Here is a 22,525-nt window from a genome sequence, read left to right as displayed (position 1 = left end):
CGTGATTCCTCCGCGCTGGGACGCGCCACATACCAGCCGCTGCCGACGCTGGCGGTCACCAGCTTGCGCACTGCCAGCCGGGTCAGCGCCTCGCGCACCACGGTGCGGCTGCAACCGAACAGGCTGGCGAGCTGTTGTTCGCTCAACTTGTGGCCCGGCAGCAATTTCTTGGCGAGCACCGCATCGAGGATGCGCGTGCTGATGTAGGCGGAAGTGGTCATGCCAAAGCTGTATGCAGCTTTTGTGCCAGGGCTGTATACAGCTTGTGCGAGGCTTGTCGCGGGGGGAGGCGGCCCCCGGAAAGGCGCGCCGGGGCTGGATGCGCTGTCCCCGGCGGTGCGCGGATCCCGTGGCGGTGCAGGGGAGGCCGCGCGTGCACCGAAACGGCGCGGGCCGTTCTTCCGCGTGTCTCCCATGCCTATGTTGCAGATGAAACGCGCATGGTCTTTTTTGCAACCTTGCTGCAATGCGAGGGGATCAAGATGCGTCCTGCCCGAGCCGACGGCGTCATGCGCCAGGCGTAGCGCGGTGGCCCGGATCAACCTCAACCCACTGGAGAACGCAATGAACGCTTATCAATTTTTTGGCATCCCCCTCGACAACATCCGCGCCGCCGAGGCCCACCAGGCGACCGCTTGCCTGAAGCCCCGCAACGTGCGCGTGCCGACCCGCAGCGACGTGGCGACCATGTCGCCGCTGCAGTTGCGCGACGTGCTGCATGACTGGATGGACGACAGCGCCATCGAGATCATCCCCAGCCGCATGCAGATGATCGAAGTGCTGGGCGTGCTGTGCAGCCGGCCCGACTTCGGCGACTTGCAGGAAGTGGCGCAGATGTGCACCAACTACGTCCTGTCCAACCGGCGCAGTACCCTGCATTTCATCTGAGTGCCGTCATGAAGACCTCTTTGCATGACGCCATGAGCGACGCGGAACAGGAACTGGTCGGGCTGCTGTGGCAAGCCGAGGACGTGCGCGCCGCAGTCGGCGGCGGCCAGGAAGATCCCCAGGCCTGGCAGGAATCGTTGCGCTACGGCTTGCTGGTCGAGCTGCACGCGATGCAGGCCCTGGCGGGAGTCTGCGCCTGATGGACACCCATCGATCACCGATCATTCCGCCGCAAACAAAGACGCCGGCCCGGCTCCCGCCTCGCCGGTGTCTTTGTTTGCGCCGGGAACAGATGGCGCGCGCAAAAAAACACCCCGGAAGACGAGGCTTCCGGGGCGCATGAACGGGTGTGCGCAGGGAGATTGCTGGATGGCGTGAAGACGTGATGGCTGCGCGCCCGGATCCTGCGGCGTAAGGCGGTCTGTGCGACCGCGCCGATGCCGGGCATCAGGCGATGTGGCGTGTCAGCCCATCCACCGCATGAACTGTGTCATCAGGGATTCCGGTTCCTGGTCGGACGCGGCGGGCTTCATCAATTCATAGGTCACCGGGTCCAGGGCGCGGGCGCTGAGGGAACCGGTCATGAGGGCGATGGCGATGAAAAGGCGCATGGGATTCTCCGGTGATGCAGGGCGGCGGCGGGTTGCCGGGCCTTGCGGGTTGCGATGGAGACCATTGTCGGCGCGGCCTGTTGCGCGTCTGTTTCAGGCGGCGCGCCTGCCTGTTGCAACTGAAACAAGGGCATCGTGATACCATCGGCCGCGCTGCATGCCTGCCCGCGGATAAGCACAACAACAAACGCCCGCCGACAAAGGATGGCATGGCATGCCGTCGTCACCGGGGCCACGCTTGCTGGCCCATGTCAAGCGAGAGGAGAGCATGGCGTGAATGATCTTTCCCGGCGCGACGCTTCATTGCGGCTGCGCCCCTGGGCCTCCCTGTTGTTGTTCCTGAGCGCCTACGCGCCGCTGATGGCGATCCTGATCCTCAAGGATATCGACCCCGCCAGTCCGTGGTGGGTGCGCTCGCCGGTGTATTGCACGATCCTCTTGCTGCTGGGTGTCGTCAGTTGCGTGACGACGCTGGCGACCGTGCGCGGTCTCTCGCGCGGCCTGCCCGTCGTGGTCACCAAGGCGGCCAACCGCTCGGGCGACATGTTCAGTTACACGATCCCATATCTGCTGTCCTTTGTCCGCATCGATCCGCACGACTGGCAGACCGTCGCCGGCCTGTGCATTTTCATGGGCATGCTGTTCGTGATGGCCTACCGCACGCAAACCGTCTTCATCAATCCGGTGCTGGCCATGGCGGGCTACATGCTGGTGGATTGCACCTTCAGGCGCGACGACAAGGAGCGGCAGGCGCTGGTGATCACGCGCGCGCCGATCGGCATGGGCGAGACCCACCATGTCACGCAGTTGTCCTATTACCTGTATATCGCAACGCCGGTCGCGGCACCAAATGGAGACGGACATGCGCCCAGCTGAGGGAAAAGCGCGCCTGGCGGCCTGGCAATCGCTGGATCTCGACGCCTGGAGCACCAGCTTCTGGCTGGTGCGGCGCAAGCTGGTCAACAAGACGGCGCGTTATGAGGTCATCCGGGTGGATGCCGACACGCGGCTGCAAGCCCGGCTGAAGGGCTATGTCCGCGCCCAGGTGCAGCGGGATGCCGCAGACCAGGCGCGGGCATTCCACGTCGCGCCGTATGACTTCAACACGGCCGATGGCGACGACGTGATGCTGACCCTGCCGGCCGGGGAAACGGATTTTGCCCAGGTGGCCGCCGCGATCCAGGACGGTTTTAGCCAGCCCCATGTGCAGCGCTACGAGGAACTGCTCGGCGCCTGGGCCTATGTCCCCGTGTTCGAGCAGGGCGTGCAGCGCCTGCACGCCTGGCGAAAGATCGGCGGCGACATGCAGCCAAAGCGGGTGCGCAGCCGCAGCACGCTGTTCTTCCGCAATCACCGGCTGGTGGATGTCGAAGACGAAGAGGTATTCCTGATCGATCCGGGCTTCGATTTCTTTGCCTTCGACGGCACGCTGTTCATCGCCAACAAGCGGCAGTTCGAGATCGCCATGAATTTCCGCGAAGGCATGAAGACCGATGGTGCGGAAGTGCTGGCCGATATCGAGGCGCTCAAGCTGTTCACCGATGTCGGCCTGATCCGGCAATTCGTGGGCAACAACCTGCATCACCTGCGCAAGCTGGCGGCGATCCGCGCGGCGGGCTATTACCGGCAGCCGGACTACATCCGGAAGCTCAAGGCGGTCAGCCAGCAGGAAGGCTGGAATGTGCAGGTGGAGCAGGATCGCATCGTGGTCGATCCGGACAACATCGAGCTGCTGCTCAAGCTGCTCAACAATGACCGGCTGCGGTCGCCGATCAATGACGAGATGTTCGATTCGGCGGCAAAGTCGCGCGTGGACTGAACCAAGCCCTCATACGGCGGGCGACGGGGGACCGTCGCCTGCCGCTTCATTTCAATTGCAACAGAGCGCCGCCGGATTGACATCAATCCGCAACGCGCCGGACGCATCATCCTTGCCAAGCCGACAACGCGGCAGACCCGCCGCACAGCGTGCCACAAGCACATCCGTCGGCACATTGGTTCACCACACTGAATTGGAGGATGTCATGCGTATTTTCTTGTTGGGCCTGACCTTGGCCATCATGTTTGCCAGCAGCAGCGATGTCGCGTATGCCCAGGAGCTGGATGCGCAGGGTGGCAGCGCGCATATCGTGCATGGTTTCAATCACTTGATGAATGGCTGGGTGCGCTGATCCGCCTTGCGCGGCATGGCACACCCTGGCAAGACCTTCCGTCGGAGATGGAGGGGGGAGTGGTAGGGGGAATGGTAGGGAGAAGTGGCAGCGCAGTAGCAAAGCAGAAAGAAAAAACGCCATCCGGCATGACCGGGCTGAACTGCCCCCATAAAGTTGGACGGTCAATAGCCGCTTAAGGCCTCAAGGACTGAGTTCTGTATTGCACAGGACTCAGTCCTTTTAATTTGCTTTTGATGCGGTGGTGGTTGTAATAGTGCATGTATTTGCGCAACTCGATCTTTAGCTGCTCGATGCTGGAGAAGCGATTCAGGTAAAAGCACTCCGACTTAAGCGTGCCGAAGAAGCTTTCCATGGCCGCATTATCCAGGCAATTCCCTCTGCGCGACATGCTCTGCGTGATGCCATTCTCGGCCAGGGCGCGCCGATACGCGTGCATCTGATATTGCCAGCCCTGATCCGAGTGCAGCATGGGACGTAGCACTCCTTTCAAGGTCGAGATCGCCTTCTTCAGCATGTTGTCGACCATGTGGAATTGCTGTGAACGGCTCATCTGATATGACACGATTTCGCCGTTGTACAGATCCATGATGGGTGAGAGGTAGAGCTTCTCTGCACCGACCTTGAACTCGGTCACATCCGTTACCCACTTCTCCCCGAACCGCTCTGCCTTGAACTGCCGTTGAAGCAGGTTCGCCACATGGACATGCCCAGAGCCGCGATACGACCGGTATTTCTTCGGCCGCACCAGTGATTTCAAGCCCAATTGCGCCATCAGGCGCTGCACCGTCTTGTGGTTGATCAACTGGCCTGCCTGCTTGAGCGTGTCCGTGACGCGGCGGTAGCCATACCGGCCTTTGTGTCGGTCATAGATCTTGCGGATGTGCGACTTCACGGCAGCATACTTGTCGCCAGCTTCCTGCGTCTTGACCTGGTAATAGAAGGTGCTGCGCGCCAATCCGGCAACCCTCAGCAGAACAGGCAACTTGTGATGTGGCCTCAATTCCTGGACGAGTCGCGCTGCTTTTGCGCAGCTGCTTGCTCTGCCTGAATCAAGGCCCGACGCTTTTTAGGTAATCATTCTCCGCACGCAGGTACTCGATCTCATCAAGCAATTCCTCGCGCGGGCGCGTGTCGTCTTTCTTCGTGGGCTTCGGGGGAATCTTGGGTTTCATCATCGTCGGGCGTCCTTTCGGCCTGGGCTGCAATCCGGCCAGGCCGTGCTCATGATACAAGCGTTCCCACCGACTGACTGTGCCACAGCCACGGAGTCCGAACATCGCCTCGACTTCCCGCTGCGATAACTGATCCTGTTTCATGCGCTTCAATACCGACAGCTTGAACTCGGCACTGTAGTGATCGTGCTTCTTGCTCAGCCCATCTATGCCGTGATGGCGGTAGCTCTGGACCCACCGTTGAACCATGCTGTGGCGCAGACCATATTCCTTGGCAAGGCCTCTGGCACTGCCTCCCGACAGATATTTCTGCACCACTTCATGCTTGAACTTCACATCGTACTTCGCCATGAAAAACACCCCAAAGCTTGGATTCATGTCCAACTTTTGGGGTGCAGTTCAGGCGGCGTTTTTTTGTGGCGCTGATTTACTCGGAGATTTCCGCGAATTGCAGCATCTTCATCGGCGGATAGAGTTGCAGTACGCGCGCGGCCTTCATGTTGATCAGCACGGAATGCCGCGTCAGCGTCGGCGTGCTCAGGTCGCCGGGCTGCTGGTCGTGGAACAGCACCTGACCAGCCTGATAGGCGGAGACCTGGCCGATCCCGGCGAGCGGGCTGATCAGGCCCAGCAAAATCTCGCCCTTGCGGAACGCTGATTCGGCCGAGGAAAACATCGGCACGCCCAGGGCGATCGCGCCATTGCTGATCTGGCTGATCTGTTGCAGGGTGAAGGTCGAGCCGACATTGTAGAGAAAGTCTGGCCTGGCTTCGGCCAGCTTGGACAGCGCGCCGGGGATGTCATCGGCATCCGGCTTGCCATCGGCGCGCGGCGGCAGCTTGACTTCGATCACCTCGATGCCGCGTGCCGCCAGGTTCTGGCGGGCGTCGTCGGCTTGCGCCACGGCGGCCGGCTCGTTGGTGTTGTACAGCATGCCCACCTTGCGCACCTTGCGGTAGGACTCCACCAGGTTCAGTTGCGCCGACATCGGCACCGCCGTGTTGGCCCCTGCCACATTGGGCCTGCCCGATTTTTTGAGATCGCGGGCGATCTTCGATTCCACCGGATTGCCCACATACATGTAGATCACCGGAATGTCGTCGATGTAGCGGCTGCGGTCGGCGGCGTCATACGGGCCGACCACGGCCAGCGTGATGCCGCTGCCCCAGGTGGCGATCAGGTCCGGATGCAGGCGGCGCGCCTCGGCGATCAGCGGCGGCATGCGCGCCACGTCGCCGTCGATGTCGCGCAGCACGAAGCTGACAGGCCCCTGGCTGGACAGGCTGTGCTGGAAGCTGCGGCAGACTTCTTCGCAGCCGCGGTTGGTGATCAGGTAGACGATCTTGGGCTTGACCACCATGGCCGCAGCGGCGGCGCCGGCAGCACCGGTGCCGCCGGCGGCTGAGGCGGCAGGGGCGGCCGCCGTCAGCAGGCCGGCGAGCAGCGCCAGACCGGCCGCGCGCAGGGCGCGCCAGGGACGTGAATGGCCAGCGGTCAGGAAAAAGAGGCTTGTCATGGGGTTTCCTTCTTGCACGAGCCGGCAGCGGTGGGGGGCTGCACGGGCAGCGGGTTGATCTGCCGGCGTTCGCGGCGTTGTTCGCGCCACAGGATCCAGGCTTGCAGGGCGGCGCAGGTGATCAGCAGGATGCCGATCAGGTTGGCGGTGTCGGCATAGCCGGCACTGGCTACCAGCAGGGCGATCGCCGGCGCGGCCAGCATCGCACCGATGCGCTCGACCATGCGGTAGACGCCCACGGCCACGGTCGGCGGCACGCCGGCCAGATCGCGCTCGTCCAGCCGCAGCACCAGCGCGCCCTGGGCCGGGAAGCCCGCAGCCCAGATCACGCCGATGGCGGCCACCGACAGGGCGATCGCCACGGGTGTGTCGATCATCCCGCTGGCCAGCGCCGTCAGGCCGGCAATGGCCAGGCCGGCCAGCACGATGCCGGCATGGCGGCCGCTGCGGTCGGCCCAGCGGGCGGCCGGCGCATTGAGCAGCAGCACCAGGAAGAAATACGCCATCATCGTCAGGCCGATGAAGGAAGTCGGTTCGCCTTGCGCCGACAAGGCCAGCGGCGCCCAGTAGAACAGCAGGCCCTGTTGCAGCAGTTGCATCGGCAGGCCGACCAGCACCAGCAAGCCCAGGAAGCGCGGCTGGCGCAGCAGGTGCCAGAGCGCGCCGGCCAGCGGCGTCGGCTTTTGCGAGGTCTCGCCCAGGGTCGGCAGGTTCAGCACCGAGAGGAAGGCCAGCACGGTGAACACGATGCCGACCGCGAACACGCCGCTGGTGCCGGTGCGGTCCACCAGCAGCGAGCCCAGGCCGGCGCCGCAGATGCCCGCAGCCACATAGGCCGCCAGGTACACCGCCATGCCGCGCGCGCGGGCGCCGCTGCGGCCGATGAAATCGAAGGTCGCCACGGTCAGGAAGCCCGAGCTCGCGCCGGTCAGGATACGCGCCACGCACAGGGTCAGCAGGGAATCCGCCAGCATCGCCGTGACATGGCCGGCCAGCGCCAGCACCAGGCCGGTGTGCAGCAGGCGGCGCGGGCCATGACGGGCGCTCTGGCGGCCCGCGAAGGGCGACACCAGGGCGATGGTCAGCAGGAACAGCGAAATCGGCAAGGTGTTGCGCACCGCCTCCGGCAGCAGATTGAATACGCCGAACCAGGATTCCAGCCAGGTCCCTTCCCACCAGCGCGGCAGCACCTGGCCGGCCAGCTGGCGCGCCCACATCGGCAGGAAAGCGCGCGGCAGCTCGGAGCCGGTGAAGTAAAGGAACAGCGGCAGGCGCAGGCGCGCCAGCATGCGCGCGGCCTCGGCGGCCTGGGCGTGGCGGCCGTCGGCATGCTGGGGATCATCGACATGGGCGTGCTGGTTGCGCGCCAGCAGGCCATGCAGGATTTCCATCGACAGCAGCACGCCGATCAGCAGCAGCGTGGCGAATTCGATGCCCAGCTGGCGCGTGCGTTCGGCCAGCGGGTGCGGATCGACGGTCACGGCCAGGTTGCCCATGACCTCATGGTCCAGCAGCAGCGGGAAGCGGAACAGGCTGTCGTCGGATTCGTCGCGGTTGGGCGTGGCATGCGGATTGTCGACGCGGAACAGAGGGTGCTCGCCGGCGTCTTCGATGGTCACGCTGGCGAACTCGGCACCGGCCGCGAAGGCCTGCTGCAACCAGTCGTCCACGCCGCGCAGCTTGCTCAGCGGAATGCCGTGTTCCAGCGCGCGTTCCAGGCCGGGCGTGAGGGTGTGGGCGAAGGTGGCGGCCAGACGCGGGGCATCTTCGGTGCCGACCTCGCTGAACACGTCATAGGCGCGCCAGGCGATGGCCCCTTGCACCAGCATCAGCAGCAAGGACAACAGCAAGCCCAACTGGCGGATCGAGCGGCGACGGCGTTCGCGCTGGGCGTGCAGCGCGGGCGCGGGGGCGTCTTCGGGCAATTCTTCTTCGCGCAGGCCGCGCGACCAGCGCGGGCCAAGGGCGGCCAGCAACAGGATGGTGAGAGCGAGCGCGCCGACGGCGCTGGGCCACAGGCGACGGAAGGCTTGCTGCGCCTGGCGCTGCGGGGCGCTCAGGTCGAATTCCAGCACCAGCCATCCGGCGCGCACGCCGAAGGCGTTTTGCAGCGGCAGCGCCAGCGTGCCGGAGTGCGCCTGTTCCGGCATGGGCTGGCCGCTGATGGCAGCGCGGCGCGCGCGTTGCCATAGCGCGGGCTGGCCGGGATCGTCTTCCAGGGTGGCGAGAATGCGCTGGACGCCAGCGTTATCCAAGGCCACCAGCGCGTGCAGGCGCGGATCATGGGTCAGCTCTTGCCGCAACGCCGCTTGCAGTGACGGCGTCGGCTCCAGCTCCAGCCCCAGTGCAAGGCGCGCCTCGATGGTCTTGGCCAGGTGGGCGGCCAGCATGCCGTGACGGGCGCGCTCGCGGCCTTCCAGGGTGGAGTCGAACTTGGCGTAGTTCATGAACAGCAGTATGACCGTGCCCATGGTCAGCAGCGCCGCGCCGATCCACAAGGGGCGCTGATAGGCGCGGCGCTTCACGGCCCGCTCCCGGCGACGGCGTGCGGCGCGCGCTGATAGCGGGCCATCAGGCAGGTGACGTCGTCGGCCTGCGGGCCACCGGCTTCGAACAGCTTGATGCGCTCGACCACCTGCGCCGTGACCTGGTCCACCGGCGCCGCATGCCATTGCGCGAGGGCCGCGGCGAGGCGGGCGTCGCCGAACAGTTCTTCATCGGGCGCGGCGGCCTCGGTGATACCGTCGGTGAACAGGAACAGCGCGTCGCCGTCCTGCAAGGTCGCCGTGCCTTCGCGGTAGTGCAGGCCTTCGGCCACGGCCAGCGCGGTGCCGCGCGTGTTGGGCACGAGGTCGACGCCGCCGGTGGCGCGCAGCAGATAGGGCGGGTTATGGCCGGCGTTGGTATAGGTCAGGCTGCCGTCCCGTGTGTCGAGGATGGCGTAGAACAAGGTCACAAACATCATTTCTTCATTATCCGCAGCCAACAGGTCGTTGACGCGGGCGATACAGGCCGAGGTGCTGTCGGCATAAGGCGCGACCGCGCGCAGCAGCGTGCGCGAGATCGCCATGAAAAAGGCGGCCGGGACGCCCTTGCCCGAGACGTCGGCGATCACCAGCGCCACGCGATGGGCGTCGATGGCGAAGAAGTCGTAGAAGTCGCCGCCGACTTCCTTGGCAGGCTGCATGACGGCATGCAGGGCCAGGTGCCGGTTGGCGTCGAAGTCGCGCGGCAAGATCGACAACTGCATCTTGCGGGCGATTTCCAGCTCTTGTTGCAGGGCGATGAACTGGGTCTTGGTGCGCAGGGCTTCACGCAGTTCGGCCACCAGGCGATCCAGCTCCTGGTATTGCTGGCCGACCCGGCTGACGAGGTTCTGGAAGCCCAGTGCCAGGATGCCGAATTCATCGACGATGCGCTCCAGGCGTGGATCGTCCGGCTGCATCGCGCCGAGTCCGGCCTGTTCGCCCACGGCGGGGCGGCTGGCATGTTCGATGCGCGCCAGGTCTTCGAGGATGCCGCGGCGGGCCACGTCATCCAGGCGCTCGGCCAGTTGCATCATCTGCAAGCGGATGAAGCGGGCCTGGCGTTTGCCCTGGCGTTCGCGCGAGCGGCGCAGGGTTTCCAGCGCATCCATCTTCTCGGCGATGCGCCGCACCATGCGGTACAGCTGGCGCGTCTCGCGCTGTTGCTGCTCGGGCTCGTCGGTCTCGGTGTCGCCATCGGCCAGGCGCTCCAGCCGGCGCGAGGCCTGCGCCAGCGGCAGGAACAGCGCGCGCAGGTAGAGCAGGAAACTGGCCAGCGCCAGCGCGCCCACCACCAGGCAGGCCAGCATCAGCAGGTTGACCGCGATCGTGCCTTGCGGCGCCAGCGGCAGGCTCGCCATCAGCGTGCCCAGCGCGTGGCCGGTGGGCGCGGTCAGACCCAGCGCGACCAGCAGCGCCGACTGCTGTCCGTCCTGGAGCAGCGCGTCGGCGCGCCCGTGGCTGCTCCAGTCGGCCACCAGGTCCGCGTAGCCATCGCCCAGCGGCTGGCCGCGCAGGTCGGCGGCAGCGGTCTCGACGACGGCGGCGCTGGTCTGGTTCGACAGCGGGCTCTGGCTCTGTTGCAGGCGGCGGCGCAGCGCTGCCAGGCTGACGTCGAGCGGTTGCGCTGCCATCACGACCATGGTGCGCTGGCTGCCGTCCGACGCGGGAATGTCCATGCGGCGCGCGACGCCGCTCTGGTAAGCATGCGCAACGTTTTGCCAGATGCCGTGAACCGAAGGCAAGGGCGCGGACATGATGCTGTTGTCGCGCAAGGGCGCGAGGATCAGCGCGTCAATGCGGGTGGTTTCATCCTTTTGTCCGCTGGCCACGCGCGGGGTGCCGTCGAGCGCGAAGACGGCGAAGGCGAGGGTGGGGGTGGCGGCGTCTTCCAGCATGTCGTCCAGGGCGCGGTCATCTTCGCCGGCGAGCAGGGCAGCGAAGCCGGGACGCGCCAGCAAGCGATCCAGCGCGCCATTCATGCGGACGCGGTCGTCGTCGAGCGTCGCCAGCCAGGTCTGTTGCAGGAGCTGGTCGCCGCTGTCCAGCATGCGGCGGGTGTCGGCCTTGCGCATTTCGTGATGCAGGCCGTAGCCGCATGCCGCCAGCACCAGCAGGGCGGCCAGGGTGGCGCCCAGGGCGCGGCACAGGCCGCTCGGCAGGCGTCCTTCGCCAATGGCGGCGTGTTGCGCGAGCCCGGCGTCGGCGCGGGGCTGGTGGGCCGCCAGCGGCTGCGCCAGTTGATCCAGCGAGGCCACGATGGCGGGATCGAAGTGGGCTGCGCGGACTTCGCCGATCTTCAGCATCAGATAGTCGCTGCGACGGCGCAGGGCATGCAGGCGCTCGGCCAGCACCATCTGGTATTGCGTCGCCGGATCGCGCACGCGCGGCATCGGCAAGGGTAGCAGGACGCCGTCGGCCAGCGCCTCGGCGGCGGCAAAACTGACGGCCAGCGGGCGGTGCAAGCGCTGGCGGATCAGCGCGCGCAGGGCCAGCGACACCAGGGCGGCCGCGACCAGCGCCAGGCTCAGCAAGGCGCACCACACCGCCCATCCCAGCGGCGGCGCGACGCTGCCGACCAGCAGGCGGCCGGCGACGCTGCCGTCCGCGCCGCGCAGGACGATGGCGCCCAGATACAGATTGCCGTCGACCAGGCGGCCGGCGTCGCCGTCCGGCATCTGGCTGATGGCGGCGGCGACGGCGGGCGTCACGCCGACAGCGGCCAGTTGTTTGCCGTCCTTGTCGGTCAGCACCAGCACGTCGAGCATGGCATTGTCATCGACGATGCCCTTGAACCAGCTGTTGACTTCCACCAGTTGATCGATCGGCACTTTGTAGTTGAGGGCACGTTCGATCTCGCGCGAGATTGACTGGCCGATCACGTCGGCGGTCTGGCGCAGCTCGGGCGCGGCGAGCTGGTCGGCGGCGCGTTGCGTGAGCCAGCCCAGGCCGATCGCGCACGCCAGCAGCATGCCCAGCGTCAGCACGCTCCAGCCGATCCACAAGGTGCGCAGGCGGGCATGCATGTCAGCGGGACTCCAGATTGTCGAGACGATCCGCCTCTTGGTCGATGCGGTCGAACTCTTGCTGCATGGCGTCGGCGGCGTGCAGCGCGCCGGCCACCGGGCCGGTCAGGGTGTCGTTGCGGCCGTCGCGCAACCCGGCCAGGGCGTCGGACTGGCGATGCAAGCGGCGCTCCACCGGGCGCAGGATCAGCCAGCCGAACAGCGCGCCGACGACGCCCAGCGCCGCCGTCCACACCAGCGCCAGCCAGCCGAAGCTGCCCAGTTGGCCGAAGGTCCCGGCGCGGTCGCTGAGGCGGTAGCGCAGGGCCACGCCGCCGGTGACCTGGTCGAAGCCGTTGATGACGGCGCCGCAGACCAGGCGGCCCTCGTCGTCCTGGCCGCTCCAGTTTTCCCGGCTGTGCGCCAGGCAGGGCTGGCGCCAGGTGGCGGGAATGACCGCGCCCACGCCGCCATTGTCGGTGGTGAAGACGATGTGGCCCTGGGCATCGAAGATGTCGATGGACAGGATGACCCGCTCGCGCGACCGGGTTTGCTCGATCAATTGTTGCGCGCCCGGCAAGTCGGGCAGCAGCAGGCCGACCTGGAGGCCGGCCTCGATGCCGCTGCGGATGGTGTTGAGGCTGAATTCGAAGCGGCCTTCGCGCAGCTTGGCGCCGCGTTGCTCCAGCGCCGACAGCGAGGCCAGCACGCCGCCGGCGAACACCAGCGCCAGCGCCAGCGCCAGGGCCAGCACATAGAAGCGGTTCAGGGTGAGGGTCAGGTGCAACAGGCGTTTCATGCGGCGCCGGCCTCCGGCCGCATCAGGTTGTGCAGCAATTCGGGACTGGCCTCGCCGCGCGCGACGAAATGCGCGCCGCCGGCCAGTTGCAGCAAGCCGCTGCCGATGTGGACGCTATCCGGACCGTCACCGGGCGCATCGAAGCGGATCAGCACCGGTTCGCCACTGGCGGTCACCACGGTCAGCGGCGACGGCAGCGCATGGCGCAGGTGCGCCAGCAGCGCGGCGGCCGTCGCGCCGGTGCCGCACCCCAGGGTCTCGGCTTCGACGCCGCGCTCATAGGTGCGCAGGTGCAGCATGCCGTCGTCAATGGCAATGAAATTGACATTCACGCCGCGTGGCGCGAACGCCGGGTGATGGCGCACATGGCGGCCGAGGGCCACCACCGGCGCGGCATCCAGCGATTCCCGGCTAACGAGAAAACAAACGGCGTGCGGCACGCCGACGTCCAGCGCGTCGAAATGCCATGTCGATCCTTCCCATTCGATGGGAATATCGCGTCGCAGGGCGCGGGCCGGCGGCAGGTCGAGCAGGATCTGCCGTGCTTCCAGTCGCACGCGCACGATGCCGGCGCCGGTGTCCAGTTGCAGGGCATGCTGCGCCAGGCCGGCGTCGCCGATGAAGGCGGCGAGGCAGCGTGCGCCATTGCCGCACATTTCACCGATCAGGCCGTCGGCATTGACGAAGACCATGCCGAAAGCGGGCGATGTGTCGTCGGTCGCGGCCGACGGGCGGGCCTCGCGCAGCAGCAGCAGGCCGTCCGCACCGATGCCGAAGCGGCGATGGCACAGGCGCAGGGCGAGCTGGCTTTCCAGGCCGGCGCAGCGCAGATCGCGGTCGTCGATGACCACAAAATCGTTACCGCAGGCTTGCATCTTGGCGAAAGGCAGCATGGCAGATCCGGCGCGGGGAAGCTCAGGCGGCCGCGGGCAGCGCCGCGGGTGCGGCGGGCAGATAGCGCGCCAGCAGGTCGAGATAGTCGGCGGTGTCCACCAGGCGCACGCCGCGCGCAGCCAGGGCGGCGAAGTCTTCCGGCGTCGGCTTGGGGACGTAGTGGCGTTCGCTGTCCACTTGCGCGATGGACGGCAACTGCTCGCCGCGGCCCAGCGCCAGGACGGCGTCTTCGATCATCTGCGCGCCGTTGCCGTAGTTGGCGATCCAGTTGGAAAACAGCGAGCGCGTGTAGTCCAGCGCCAGCGGGCGGACTTCGAGCAGCGGACCGGTGTCGATGCCGCGGTCGATCCAGTGCAGGGTGCAGGCGGTGTCGGCTTCGCCGGCCTTCATGCACCAGAAGGTCGGATTGACCCCGGCGTTGCGGGGCAGGGCGCCCGAATGCAGGTTCAATGCGCCCAGGCGCGCGGCTTCCAGCGCCTCGGGCTTGAAGATGAAGCCGAACTGGAAGGACACGATCAGATCGGGCGCGGCCTGTTGCACGCGGCGGTTGAGCTCGGCGGACTGGGCGATATGGCCGGCGTCCTGGATACGCACGTCATGGCGGCGCGCCAGCGCGTCGAACGAGCACCAGTGGCTGCCGTGGTCGCCTTGCCCGGCTTTGTCAGCCTGGTCCAGCAGCGGAAACAGCAATTGGTTGGGCAGATCCTGCTCGAAGAACTTGAGCCAGCCCAGTTCGGCCACGGCGGCGGTTTCCGGGCGGATGCGGTTGGCCAGCAACACCTCGACCTCGTGCGCGGCGGCCAGCGCCGGCAGCAGCCGGTTGAGCATGATGTTGCCGACCAGGTCGCGCTTGGTGCAGAGAAGAATTTTCACCCTAAACCCCTTTGTTTCCCCTGCCATGCATCGCGGCGCTGCTGCGCGCATCCCTTTTCTTGACCGGATGGCAAGGCGGCGCGACGCCGCGTGATCCGGTCGAGAAGGCGCGCTGACCCCGTGCGCGCTGTGCGCGAACGGCGCGGCATGCCGGTGGCGGGATTGTTATAGGTATGGCCGGAAGGGCATGGCGCGACGGCTGCGCGATGACTGGCGTTCGAATGTTCGATATGGCGCGTATTGTAGATTCATTGCCGCCCTCCGTGCGGTTGCGCACAAGTTTTTTTTCCTTCTTGCGTCCAATTCGAGACGAAATCGGGCCGTCATCTTCGCGTGCTACACTGCGCCGTCGAATCGACTGCAATGAGGGGAAGTCTGATGTCCGCATCATCCGCGCTGTTCATCGAGTTGAAAAACGAGCTCGCCGAGGTGGCACGCCTGGCCGCGCTCGTGGAGGATTATTGCGACGAGCACGGGCTGCCGCCCAAGGTCGCTTTCAACCTGAACCTGGTGCTGGAAGAGGTGGTCGTCAACGTGATCCATTACGCCTTCCCCGATGGCGACGCGCAGGAGCCGATCTTCGTCAGCGTCGCCCTGGAGCCCGCCGAGGGCAAGCCCGTGCGCGTGGTGTGCGAGGTGCGCGACACCGGCGTGGCGTTTGACCCGCTGGTGGGCGGCCCGCCTGATTTCGAGCTGGACCTGGAGTCGCGCCAGGTGGGCGGCCTCGGGGTGCATTTCCTCAGGACCCTAATGGATGAGGTGGCCTACGCGCGCACCGAGCGTCATAACTGCCTGCGCTTTTCCAAGGCGCTGGATGCCGCCTGAGTCGCGCCCGCGCGTCCACCGGTTTTCATTGTTTTACATTCGCGTCCCTCTTGCCGCCAGGCGCGCCATTCCGGCACCGGCGGCGGGCGCTCATCAAAGATTAGCATCATGAACATCACATTCGAAAAAGCTGGCGAGATCCTGGAGATTGGCCTGGAAGGCAAGATCAGCAGCGTCAATGCCGGGCAGTTCGAGGCCGATATCATGGCCCAGGTGGCGCGCGGCGAAAGCGATCTGCTGGTCGACATGCGCGCGCTCGACTACATCTCCAGCGCGGGTTTGCGCGTGGTCCTGCTGGTGGCCAAGAAGCTCAAGCAGACCGGTGGCGTGCTGGCGTTGTACGGCATGCAAAGCCAGATCCGCGAGGTGTTCGACATCAGCGGATTCCTGGGCATTCTCAATGTCAGCGACACGCGCGAGCAGGCCTTGCAGCACTTCCCCCATCTCGACTGAGCGCGGCGCCGGCTGCGGTGTGTGCCGCTGCTGCTCTACTTCTGCTGCTGATCGCCGTCACAATGCCGGCCGCGTCCGAACCGGAGCGGCCGGCATAACTTTTTTCACTGTCAATCCTTGTTTTCAATGATGTGGCCGACGCAATTTGCGTCCTCCGCGGCATGTCTGCGTGCGTGTTTTCAGTGCATGCGGCAGCACCTTTTTGTGACATCAGTGTGACCTACCGGTGAGTAGCGGGATTTTTGTGGGCCCTTACTGGGCGCGGCTCTCATTAAATATGTCAAATGAAACGCTAGAGCCATTTTTATTCTGTTTTTCTCGAATTAGTTTGTATTACACTCTGCCACACTTTCGATTTTCGACGAGCGCGCTCGATCGATTAGGTTTCACCTTTCCGCCGCCGTTTTTTTCAGGAGATTAGTCATGGCATCCGATGGATCAGTAGCACCCAAAGAACGCGTCAACATTGTCTACCGGCCCGCAACCGGCGACGCCAAGGCTGAAGTCGAGCTGCCACTGAAGTTGCTGGTCATGGGTGACTACACCCTGCGCGACGACGACACCCCGATCGAAGACATGAAGCCGGTCAATATCGACAAGGACAACTTCAACGACGTGCTCAAGGCACAGAAGCTGAGCCTGGACCTGACCGTGCCGAACAAGCTGGACGACAAGGCTGATCCGGACGCCGTGCTGGCGATGAACCTCAAGTTCAACGACATCAACGACTTCACCCCCGACGCCATCGTCGACAACGTCCCCGAGCTGCGCCAGATGATCGCGCTGCGCGACGCCCTGAAGGCGCTGAAAGGCCCGCTGGGCAACATCCCCGACTTCCGCAAGAAGGTGCAAGAGCTGATCGAAGACGAAGGCGTGCGCGCGCGTCTGCTGTCCGAACTGGGCATCGACGAGAAGTAATCGCCGGCAACGGCATGCGCGCATTGCCAGGGGGCTTTGCACACGAACACTGATGCCGTTTCGGCATCGCAGGGAGAATATAGGATGAGTGAAGAACAGAAACAGGCCGGCTCGGAAGCGGCCGAAGCACAAGCCGGCGATTCGTTGCTGGACCAGTTGATCGAATCGGCACGCATCAAGCCGGGCGACGATGCCTACTCGATCACCAAGCAAGGTATCCAGGCGTTCATCTCGCAACTGCTGGAACCGCAGAATTCGGTGGAACGCATCACCCAGGCGACCGTGGACTCCATGATCGCCGACCTCGACAAGAAGCTGTGCGCCCAGGTGGACGCAGTGTTGCACCACGAAAACTTCCAGAAGCTGGAATCGGCATGGCGCTCGCTGAAGTTCCTGGTGGATCGCACCAACTTCCGTGAAAACGTCAAGATCCAGTTGTTGTCCGTGAGCAAGGACAAGCTGCTGGAAGACTTCCAGGATTCCGCCGACATCACCAAGTCGGGCCTGTACAAGAACCTGTACACCGCGGAATACGGCCAGTTCGGCGGCCAGCCGTTCGGCGCCATGGTGGCTAACTACGAGTTCGGCCCGGGCGGTCAGGACATCAAGCTGCTGCAATACTGCGCCAGCGTTTCGGCCATGAGCCACGCGCCGTTCATCGCCGCGACCGCGCCGCAATTCTTCGGCGTGGACAGCTATGACCAGCTGCCGAACCTGAAGGACCTGGCGTCGATCTTCGAAGGCCCGCAGTTCGTCAAGTGGAACTCGTTCCGCGAAAGCGAAGATGCGCGCTACGTCGGCCTGACCCTGCCGCACTTCCTGCTGCGCGTGCCTTACGGCGCCGATACCGTGCCGGCCAAGAAATTCAACTACTCGGAAGACGTGTCCGGTGGCAACAAGCAGTTCCTGTGGGGCAACGCTGCGTTCGCCTTCGCGTCGCGCCTGACCCAGAGCTTCGCCGACTACCGCTGGTGCGCCAACGTCATCGGCCCGCAAGGCGGCGGCACCGTGGGCGACCTGCCGGTCTACACCTACGAGTCGATGGGCGAGCTGCAAAACAAGATCCCGACCGAAGTGCTGATCTCCGAGCGCCGCGAGTTCGAACTGGCCGAGCAGGGCTTCATCGCCCTGACCATGCGCAAGAACAGCGACAACGCCGCCTTCTTCTCGGCCAACTCGGCCCAGAAGCCCAAGTTCTTCGGCAACACCAAGGAAGGCAAGGAAGCCGAGCTCAACTACAAGCTCAGCACCCAGCTGCCCTACATGTTCGTGGTGAGCCGCCTGGCCCACTACATCAAGGTGATCCAGCGCGAAAACATCGGCACGTGGAAAGAGCGCGGCGATCTGGAAAGCGAATTGAACAACTGGATCCGCCAGTATGTCGCCGACATGGACAACCCGGCAGAAGGCGTGCGCAGCCGCCGTCCGCTGCGTCAGGCCGAAATCGTGGTGGCCGACGTCGAAGGCGATCCGGGCTGGTACAAGGTCGACATGAAGGTGCGTCCGCACTTCAAGTACATGGGCGCCTCGTTCACCCTGTCGCTGGTCGGTAAGCTGGACAAGAAGTAATCGGCAGCACGGCCATGGGACGCCGCCCGGCGTCTGCCAAGGAGGGGCAACATGGTCGCATTTCCCTGTGCGGGACGGTGGAGGGATCGTCCCGCAATCCTCGCTGGCCGCAGCTTGGCCACCCTTTATCCGCCGCCGGATGCCGGCGCGGACGTTCCATCGGCAAGACCTGTTTCCGGAGCGACGACAGGCGATGCCGGGTGACGGATGGCGCATGTTTCATTGACATGTTTCATTTGACATCCGGAACGACATTCGCTGACACGAGACGGTAACGCTTGGGCCTCAGAATGTGTTTCATGCGCAGGACACATGACACAGGAAGTGGGGGACTGGGCAGGCGTCCCGGATGCTCCGAAGACGTTAGGAAAGCGTTCTACAACGGTGGCTGTCACGGCGCCCGCCGCGATAGCCGACATGACACACGTTAATCAGCGATTCATTGAAAGGAAATCATCATGCCAATGCCATGCTACCTCATCCTCGAAGGCCAGAACCAAGGCAAGATCGAAGGCTCGACCAAGATCAAGGGCCACGAAGGCAAGATCCTGGTGCAAGCCGTTGATCACAACATCGAGATCCCGAAGAGCCCGCAGACCGGCCTGCCGACCGGCAAGCGCGTTCACCTGCCGATGACCGTCACCAAGGAAATCGACAAGTCCTCGCCGAAGCTGTTCCAGGCGCTGACCTCGGGCGAACAGATGAAGGACGTGACCCTGGAGTACTACCGCATCTCGCCGAAGGGCACCGAAGAGAAGTACTACACCGTCAAGCTGTCGAACGCCATCCTGACCAACATCCGCGCCTGGACGCCGAACTGCCTGAACCCGGCCAACGCCCAGATGGGTCACATGGAAGACATCGCCTTCACCTACGAAAAGATCACCTGGACCTTCGATCCGGACGGCATCGAAGCCGAAGATTCCTGGCTCGCTCCGAAGTCGTAATCGACGCGCGCTGAAGGGAGGCCGGGGTGAGAGAGCGCCGATTGCTGGAAAGGATCGCCAACTGGAGCGAGGCTGATGCGGAACGCACCAGCCAGACCCAAGTGGATATCCTCGTGCGATCGGTGAGCGATCACCTCGGCCGCCTGCTCAACACGCGCCAGGGCAGCGTGCAGATCGACCCGCATTTCGGGGTGCCCGATTTCACCAACCTGGCAGGTGGCACCGGCGCCGGCTCGGTGGTGGAGATGGAAGACGAGATCCGCCGCATGGTGCTCAAGTACGAGCCCCGCCTGAAGTCGCCGCGCGTGCTGCTCAATCGCGACACGACCGACGTCCTGTCCATCCGCTTCTCGCTGGAGGGCGTGCTGGAAGTCGACAACCGCGAAATCCCGTTGCAACTGTCGACCACGGTCGGTTCCAACGGCAAGGTCAATATCGGCTGAGCCCGGCCGCACGGCCTCGCGCAAGACCCGTTTCATCAGTGGTTTTCCAGTGTCGCCCGGTCACGGCGGCGCCGGCTCCTGACGAAACGCGTTTTACCGTTTTGCCGCTTTACCGTTTCACTTCGCACCCACTTTTACAGCCGACATGTTCAATCGATATTACGAAGAGGAGTTGAACAAGCTCAAGGGCCTGGCGGTGGAGTTCGCCCAGAATAATCCGGCCCTGGCGCCGATGCTCTCGGGCTCCTCGGCCGATCCGGACGTGGAACGCCTGCTCGAAGGCGTCGCCTTCCTCACCGGCATGACGCGCCAGAAGCTCGACGACGAGTTTCCCGAGTTTGTCCAGGAACTGGCCAACCTGCTGTTCCCGCATTACCTGCGCCCGGTGCCCGGCACCACCATGATGTCGTTCGCGCCCAAGGGCGCGCTGATGGAAACCGCGCGCGTGGCCGCCGGCACCGAGTTGTCCTCGCTGCCGGTGGACGGCACGCCCTGCCGTTTCGTCACCACCAGCGACCTGGATATCGAACCGGTCAAGCTGCTCGACGTGAACGTGCTCAGCCATGCCGGCGCCGCGCCTATCCTGGTGCTCGAATTCAGCATGGTCGGCCTGGATCTCTCCCAATGGCAATCCGACAGCCTGCGCCTGTTCCTCGGCAGCGGTTACAGCGAGGCGGCCAAGTTGCTGCTGCTGCTGGCCAACCACGTCAGTCAGGTGCGCGTGGCCGGCGCCGACGGCGCGCGCTTCGACCTGGGCGTCAAGAGCCTGCGCGCCAGCGGCTTCGAACAGCCGATGCTGCCATATCCGGGCAATGCCTTTTCCGGTTACCGCAATGTGCAGGAGTTCTTCGTCCAGCCCGAGAAGTTCCTGTTCGTCGAACTGCACGGTCTGCGCAAGTGGACGCAGCGCAGCGGTGCCGAGTTTTCCGTCTATATCACGCTGGATCATCTGCCCGACTGGATGCCGGAGATCCGCGGCGACAGTTTCCTGCTCAATGTGGTGCCGGCGATCAACCTGTTCGCGCATCCGGCCGATCCGATCAATCACGAGCACCGTGTCACCGAATACCGCGTCACCCCGGAAGGGCGCACGCGCGGCCACTTCCAGATCTATTCCGTCGACGAGGTCATCGGCTACCAGCAGGGGCAGGCGCGCGAACGCGTGTATGTGCCGTTCGGGCTGTATCGCCATGACCGCCGCGGCGCGCGGCTGTCGTACCGCACCACGGTGCGCTCGGCCACGGTGGGGCGCGGCAATGAGCTGTTCCTGTCGGTGAACTATCCGTCCGGCGAGGCGCCCTTGCCCGAGACCCTGTCGCTGCGGCTGACCTGCACCAACGGGCAACTGGCCGAAAGCCTGAAGCTGGGCGACATCAGTCAGCCCACCAGCAGCTCGCCGGACCGCATGAATTTCCGCAACATCCGCACGGTGTCGCCGGCGCTCAACCCGCCGACCGGCGAGGCGCTGCTGTGGCGCCTGATCTCGCATGTGTCGCTGAATTTCTTTTCGGTGGCCAGCGCCGAGAACCTTCAGGCGATGTTGAACCTGTATGTCTTCCCGGAGCGCCAGGAGCAGGGGCAGGAAGCGGCCAACCGCCGCCGCATCGAGGGCATCCAGACTGTCACGGCGACGCCCGAGACCCGGCTGGTCGGACGCGGCAGCGTGCTGCGCGGACAGCTGGTGCGCATCAAGTGCCGTCAGGATTTCTTTGCCGGCATCGGCGACATGTACGTGTTCGGCTGCGTCATCGAGCGATTCCTCGCTGACTACGCCGGCATCAATTCTTATATCCGCGTCGAGATGGAAGACGCCTTTTCAGGAGCTGTCTTCAAATGGCCGGCCCGACTCGGACAACAAGCGCTCCTGTGAAGCAGGATCTGCTCGAGAAGGGCGAGCGGTATTCCTACTTCCAGGCGATCCGGCTGCTGCGGCTGTTCGAGAAGAACACGGGCGCGGCGCGTTCGGAAAACCTGCGCATCCGGCCCAAGCTGTCGCTGAACTTTCCGGACAGCGATATCGACGGGATCGAGGCGCGGCCGCAGGGCGGCTATCGCATCACGGCCAATTTCTTCGGCTTGTACGGCGTGTCCTCGCCGCTGCCGACGTATTACACCGAGGACCTGTTCGAGGAAGAACGCGAGGGCGGACACGCCCAGCGCGAATTCATCGACATCGTGCACTACGCGCTGTATCCGCTGCTGTTCGAGGCCTGGTCGAAGTACCGGCTCGAACAGCGGGTGGTCGAGGATGGCGACGTCAACACGCTGGGCCACCTGTTTTCCTTCGTCGGGATGGACGAAGAAGAACTGCGCACCAGCCTGCTGCCGGGCAGCGCCGGGCTGTTGCGCTATGCCGGACTGCTCAGCCAGCGGCCGCGCTCGGTGCTGGGCCTGCGCACCATGCTGGCCGACGCCTTTGCCGGCGCCGGCGTGGACATCGACAGCTGCGTGTTGCGCACCTTGCCGATTCCGTCCGACCAGCAATGGAGCCTGGGCGGGCAGGGCAGCACGCTGGGCGAGGAAGCCTATCTGGGCACGCTCATCGACGACTATGGCAGCAACCTGCGCATCCGTCTGTCGGCGCTGCCGCAACAATTGTTCCATCAGTTGCTGCCGGGCGCCTCGGGGCATCAGCGCCTGAAATTCCTGGTGCGGTTCTATCTGATCGATCCGCTGGAAGTCGAGATCGAGCTGGGCCTGCGCAGCGACGAAGCGCAAGCCATGCGCACCAACAGTCAGCAGTGGTCGCGGCTGGGCCTGGACACCTGGCTCAACCCGGCGCAGTCGAATACGCCCACCGTGGTGCGGTACATGCTGTAGCAAGGCCTGCGGGAAACGTTGTCACACAGTTTTGTCACGCCGTCAGCGGCAACACGGGCCGCCCGCACGCGGGTCCGGGGACGAGAAGCATCA

Annotated in this window: 21 protein-coding genes and 1 pseudogene; 13 read left to right on the top strand and 9 right to left on the bottom strand. The window is 64.8% G+C overall.

The features are described 5' to 3' along the window. Positions 1-38: 38 nt before the first annotated feature. Positions 39-221 (bottom strand): annotated as a pseudogene (locus J2X56_RS05970) (GntR family transcriptional regulator); the annotation flags it as partial. A 343-nt stretch (positions 222-564) separates the two neighbouring features. Between J2X56_RS05970 and J2X56_RS05965 the strand changes: the two are divergent. Together J2X56_RS05965 and J2X56_RS05960 are read left to right on the top strand one after the other, a co-directional pair. Further along, on the top strand, positions 565-888 hold the full coding sequence (locus J2X56_RS05965) for a hypothetical protein (RefSeq protein ID WP_310158865.1): 324 nt from the start codon (positions 565-567) through the stop codon (positions 886-888). An 8-nt stretch (positions 889-896) separates the two neighbouring features. Then, the gene (locus tag J2X56_RS05960) at positions 897-1,088 is read left to right on the top strand and encodes a hypothetical protein (protein ID WP_310158863.1); all 192 of its coding nucleotides are present in this window, start codon (positions 897-899) and stop codon (positions 1,086-1,088) included. Positions 1,089-1,352: 264 nt separating this feature from the next. On the opposite strand, the gene J2X56_RS05955 is transcribed toward J2X56_RS05960, so the two are convergent. Further along, positions 1,353-1,499: a hypothetical protein gene (locus tag J2X56_RS05955; protein ID WP_310158861.1), complete on the bottom strand. Its 147-nt coding sequence runs from the start codon at positions 1,497-1,499 to the stop codon at positions 1,353-1,355. A gap of 273 nt (positions 1,500-1,772) precedes the next feature. Here J2X56_RS05955 and J2X56_RS05950 point away from each other — a divergent pair, with 273 nt between their 5' ends. The 3 genes from J2X56_RS05950 (at position 1,773) to J2X56_RS05940 (ending at position 3,670) form a co-directional block, all read left to right on the top strand. Further along, complete coding sequence (locus tag J2X56_RS05950) at positions 1,773-2,375, top strand: hypothetical protein (RefSeq protein ID WP_310158860.1); 603 nt, start codon at positions 1,773-1,775, stop codon at positions 2,373-2,375. After that, on the top strand, positions 2,362-3,318 hold the full coding sequence (locus tag J2X56_RS05945; protein WP_310158859.1) for a DUF4868 domain-containing protein: 957 nt from the start codon (positions 2,362-2,364) through the stop codon (positions 3,316-3,318). Before J2X56_RS05950 ends, J2X56_RS05945 begins: the two co-directional genes overlap by 14 nt. Before the next feature lie 205 nt (positions 3,319-3,523). After that, positions 3,524-3,670, top strand: coding sequence for a hypothetical protein (locus tag J2X56_RS05940; RefSeq protein ID WP_310158857.1), 147 nt, complete (start codon positions 3,524-3,526; stop codon positions 3,668-3,670). 175 nt (positions 3,671-3,845) lie between these two features. On the opposite strand, the gene J2X56_RS05935 is transcribed toward J2X56_RS05940, so the two are convergent. The 7 genes from J2X56_RS05935 to J2X56_RS05905 all read right to left on the bottom strand — a co-directional run bounded on the left by J2X56_RS05935 (position 3,846) and on the right by J2X56_RS05905 (position 14,457). Continuing rightward, a protein-coding gene (locus J2X56_RS05935; protein ID WP_310159364.1) for an IS3 family transposase occupies positions 3,846-5,196 on the bottom strand; the annotation gives its coding sequence in 2 pieces (ribosomal slippage) (positions 3,846-4,740 and positions 4,739-5,196; 1,353 coding nt in all). Between the two features lie 76 nt (positions 5,197-5,272). Further along, a complete protein-coding gene (locus J2X56_RS05930) occupies positions 5,273-6,361 on the bottom strand; it encodes an ABC transporter substrate-binding protein (RefSeq protein ID WP_310158854.1) in 1,089 nt (362 codons plus the stop codon). Continuing rightward, positions 6,358-8,886 (bottom strand): MFS transporter, encoded by a 2,529-nt coding sequence (locus J2X56_RS05925; RefSeq protein ID WP_310158852.1) that lies wholly within the window; start codon positions 8,884-8,886, stop codon positions 6,358-6,360. The genes J2X56_RS05930 and J2X56_RS05925 overlap by 4 nt, the downstream gene beginning before the upstream one ends. Continuing rightward, positions 8,883-11,912: a PP2C family protein-serine/threonine phosphatase gene (locus tag J2X56_RS05920; RefSeq protein ID WP_310158850.1), complete on the bottom strand. Its 3,030-nt coding sequence runs from the start codon at positions 11,910-11,912 to the stop codon at positions 8,883-8,885. Before J2X56_RS05920 ends, J2X56_RS05925 begins: the two co-directional genes overlap by 4 nt. Before the next feature lies 1 nt (position 11,913). Further along, positions 11,914-12,690: a hypothetical protein gene (locus J2X56_RS05915; RefSeq protein ID WP_310158848.1), complete on the bottom strand. Its 777-nt coding sequence runs from the start codon at positions 12,688-12,690 to the stop codon at positions 11,914-11,916. After that, entirely contained in the window at positions 12,687-13,583 is an 897-nt protein-coding gene (gene dapF / locus J2X56_RS05910) for a diaminopimelate epimerase (protein ID WP_310158846.1), read from the bottom strand. The genes J2X56_RS05915 and dapF overlap by 4 nt, the downstream gene beginning before the upstream one ends. Before the next feature lie 22 nt (positions 13,584-13,605). Continuing rightward, on the bottom strand, positions 13,606-14,457 hold the full coding sequence (locus J2X56_RS05905) for a formyltransferase family protein (protein WP_310158843.1): 852 nt from the start codon (positions 14,455-14,457) through the stop codon (positions 13,606-13,608). A gap of 378 nt (positions 14,458-14,835) precedes the next feature. Here J2X56_RS05905 and J2X56_RS05900 point away from each other — a divergent pair, with 378 nt between their 5' ends. From J2X56_RS05900 to tssG, 8 genes are all read left to right on the top strand, one after another. Beyond that, entirely contained in the window at positions 14,836-15,282 is a 447-nt protein-coding gene (locus J2X56_RS05900) for an ATP-binding protein (protein ID WP_310158841.1), read from the top strand. A gap of 108 nt (positions 15,283-15,390) precedes the next feature. Next, positions 15,391-15,735 (top strand): STAS domain-containing protein, encoded by a 345-nt coding sequence (locus tag J2X56_RS05895; protein WP_310158839.1) that lies wholly within the window; start codon positions 15,391-15,393, stop codon positions 15,733-15,735. A 423-nt stretch (positions 15,736-16,158) separates the two neighbouring features. Beyond that, positions 16,159-16,653, top strand: coding sequence for a type VI secretion system contractile sheath small subunit (gene tssB, locus J2X56_RS05890; protein ID WP_310158837.1), 495 nt, complete (start codon positions 16,159-16,161; stop codon positions 16,651-16,653). 84 nt (positions 16,654-16,737) lie between these two features. Next, on the top strand, positions 16,738-18,222 hold the full coding sequence (gene tssC, locus J2X56_RS05885; RefSeq protein ID WP_310158835.1) for a type VI secretion system contractile sheath large subunit: 1,485 nt from the start codon (positions 16,738-16,740) through the stop codon (positions 18,220-18,222). A gap of 458 nt (positions 18,223-18,680) precedes the next feature. Beyond that, positions 18,681-19,169, top strand: coding sequence for an Hcp family type VI secretion system effector (locus tag J2X56_RS05880; protein WP_310158834.1), 489 nt, complete (start codon positions 18,681-18,683; stop codon positions 19,167-19,169). Positions 19,170-19,195: 26 nt separating this feature from the next. After that, positions 19,196-19,612, top strand: coding sequence for a type VI secretion system baseplate subunit TssE (tssE, locus tag J2X56_RS05875; protein WP_310158832.1), 417 nt, complete (start codon positions 19,196-19,198; stop codon positions 19,610-19,612). A gap of 145 nt (positions 19,613-19,757) precedes the next feature. Then, on the top strand, positions 19,758-21,482 hold the full coding sequence (gene tssF / locus J2X56_RS05870) for a type VI secretion system baseplate subunit TssF (protein ID WP_310158830.1): 1,725 nt from the start codon (positions 19,758-19,760) through the stop codon (positions 21,480-21,482). Beyond that, entirely contained in the window at positions 21,479-22,432 is a 954-nt protein-coding gene (gene tssG, locus J2X56_RS05865) for a type VI secretion system baseplate subunit TssG (protein WP_310158828.1), read from the top strand. The genes tssF and tssG overlap by 4 nt, the downstream gene beginning before the upstream one ends. Positions 22,433-22,525 lie beyond the last annotated feature (93 nt).

This window comes from Herbaspirillum sp. 1173, from assembly GCF_031455335.1.
Taxonomy (GTDB): Bacteria; Pseudomonadota; Gammaproteobacteria; order Burkholderiales; family Burkholderiaceae_D; genus Herbaspirillum; species Herbaspirillum huttiense.
The sequence above is the reverse complement of the archived record's forward strand: the minus strand, read 5'-3'. Positions and strand labels throughout refer to the sequence as shown.

Excerpts from the sequence above, each read along its gene's own strand:
- J2X56_RS05965 (WP_310158865.1), top strand. The coding sequence starts at position 565 with ATGAACGCTTATCAATTTTTTGGCATCCCCCTCGACAACATCCGCGCC.
- J2X56_RS05960 (WP_310158863.1), top strand. The coding sequence starts at position 897 with ATGAAGACCTCTTTGCATGACGCCATGAGCGACGCGGAACAGGAACTG.
- J2X56_RS05955 (WP_310158861.1), bottom strand. The coding sequence starts at position 1,499 with ATGCGCCTTTTCATCGCCATCGCCCTCATGACCGGTTCCCTCAGCGCC.
- J2X56_RS05945 (WP_310158859.1), top strand. The coding sequence starts at position 2,362 with ATGCGCCCAGCTGAGGGAAAAGCGCGCCTGGCGGCCTGGCAATCGCTG.
- J2X56_RS05940 (WP_310158857.1), top strand. The coding sequence starts at position 3,524 with ATGCGTATTTTCTTGTTGGGCCTGACCTTGGCCATCATGTTTGCCAGC.
- J2X56_RS05930 (WP_310158854.1), bottom strand. The coding sequence starts at position 6,361 with ATGACAAGCCTCTTTTTCCTGACCGCTGGCCATTCACGTCCCTGGCGC.
- J2X56_RS05920 (WP_310158850.1), bottom strand. The coding sequence starts at position 11,912 with ATGCATGCCCGCCTGCGCACCTTGTGGATCGGCTGGAGCGTGCTGACG.
- J2X56_RS05915 (WP_310158848.1), bottom strand. The coding sequence starts at position 12,690 with ATGAAACGCCTGTTGCACCTGACCCTCACCCTGAACCGCTTCTATGTG.
- dapF (WP_310158846.1), bottom strand. The coding sequence starts at position 13,583 with ATGCTGCCTTTCGCCAAGATGCAAGCCTGCGGTAACGATTTTGTGGTC.
- J2X56_RS05900 (WP_310158841.1), top strand. The coding sequence starts at position 14,836 with ATGTCCGCATCATCCGCGCTGTTCATCGAGTTGAAAAACGAGCTCGCC.
- J2X56_RS05895 (WP_310158839.1), top strand. The coding sequence starts at position 15,391 with ATGAACATCACATTCGAAAAAGCTGGCGAGATCCTGGAGATTGGCCTG.
- tssB (WP_310158837.1), top strand. The coding sequence starts at position 16,159 with ATGGCATCCGATGGATCAGTAGCACCCAAAGAACGCGTCAACATTGTC.
- tssC (WP_310158835.1), top strand. The coding sequence starts at position 16,738 with ATGAGTGAAGAACAGAAACAGGCCGGCTCGGAAGCGGCCGAAGCACAA.
- J2X56_RS05880 (WP_310158834.1), top strand. The coding sequence starts at position 18,681 with ATGCCAATGCCATGCTACCTCATCCTCGAAGGCCAGAACCAAGGCAAG.
- tssF (WP_310158830.1), top strand. The coding sequence starts at position 19,758 with ATGTTCAATCGATATTACGAAGAGGAGTTGAACAAGCTCAAGGGCCTG.